The following is a 1,201-nucleotide window of genomic DNA, read 5'->3' as shown; positions in this document are numbered from 1 at the left end:
GGGCAGGGCTATCGCATATGAGTAAAGAGGCTAAGCAGGTTTTGATCGGCCCATCGTGCCTTGAGTCGTTTGTGGCTGAGCGGGATGTTTTCAAGATCGGCTCTGAGAACATTGAGAGTGAGGCGGCGAAGTATGGCGTGATTGGCGGCGGTATTGTTCTTGCGGCCTCTGATTTGATCTTCGCCGAGCAAAACGTCGAGTTGCCAGTGCAGGTCATTCTCGATGCTCCAGTGGCGGCGTACTGTGGCGAGCAGTTCGTGTGCCGGCATTTTGCGCGACAGCGCATAGCAGCGGACCTTGTGCGTGGTCTTGCCATCGACGGTGCGCCAGCTTTCGACACGGCCGACGGCGCAAAGGTCGACGAGTGCATTCTTGCCCGGCGGCTGCACAAAGGGAATGACGAAGGCACGCCGCACCTCGTGACGGCCATGGGCATCCTCCTTGGTCTGATGGAACTTGGTTGCTTTGCCCGCCGCTGCCTTGTCGAGTGCGGTGTTGGCTTCGGCGGCCAGCTTCGACTGGTTGGCCTTGATGGCGATCGCGTAGTGGCCGCCACCGTCGCGGATGGTCTGGGTCATGCGGCGATGGCAGTGCAAGGCGTCGGCGGTGACGGTCAATCCCTTGAGCGACAACAATTCGAGCGCCGCGATCGCGGCCTGCACCTCCCCGCCTTTCTGCGCCACGGTCTGGGCCAGGCTCATGAAGGTCTCGCAGCCAAAGACGGTCACCACCAGCGGCGGCATATGCGAAAGGCCCTTGGCATAGGCGCGCCTGAGGCTCTTGCCGTCGATGGCGATCTGGCCTTTCGGCGCATCGATGCGCGCCTGTGCGCCGAAAGCGGCCATGAAGCGCATGAACGCATCGTTGAGGGCGACAGGATCGAGGGCCGCCAGCACCCGGCTGAAGGTGTCGTGGCTGGGCGCGCCACGCTCGAGCGGGATGAACTGCCGCAACAGGTCGAGCCGATTCCTGGCAAACAGCTCCATTTCCGTGCAATGTGTCGCACCGCAAAGGACCGCCGCAAGCGCTACGAACAAAATCTCCGGCAACGGGTGCTGTGCGGTCAAGTCTCGAGGGTCCGGAACCTCGCCGAATACATCCAGAAACACCATGCTGACCTCCGATCATCCAGAGGTCCTTTCAGAATCGATTTCCGCACACCACACAAGAGTCCCTTTGTACTCATGTGCGATTCCCCTGC

The 1,201-nt window shown here is 61.2% G+C and carries 1 protein-coding gene; it reads right to left on the bottom strand.

The features are described 5' to 3' along the window. Nucleotides 1-8: 8 nt before the first annotated feature. Nucleotides 9-1,112, bottom strand: coding sequence for an ISAs1 family transposase (locus NKJ89_RS35560; protein WP_023796701.1), 1,104 nt, complete (start codon nucleotides 1,110-1,112; stop codon nucleotides 9-11). Nucleotides 1,113-1,201: the final 89 nt, after the last annotated feature.

This window comes from Mesorhizobium sp. M0047 (assembly GCF_040323315.1).
GTDB lineage: Bacteria > Pseudomonadota > Alphaproteobacteria > Rhizobiales > Rhizobiaceae > Mesorhizobium.
The sequence above is the reverse complement of the archived record's forward strand: the minus strand, read 5'-3'. Positions and strand labels throughout refer to the sequence as shown.

Coding starts and splice junctions, on each gene's coding strand:
- NKJ89_RS35560 (WP_023796701.1), bottom strand. CDS start 1,112: ATGGTGTTTCTGGATGTATTCGGCGAGGTTCCGGACCCTCGAGACTTG.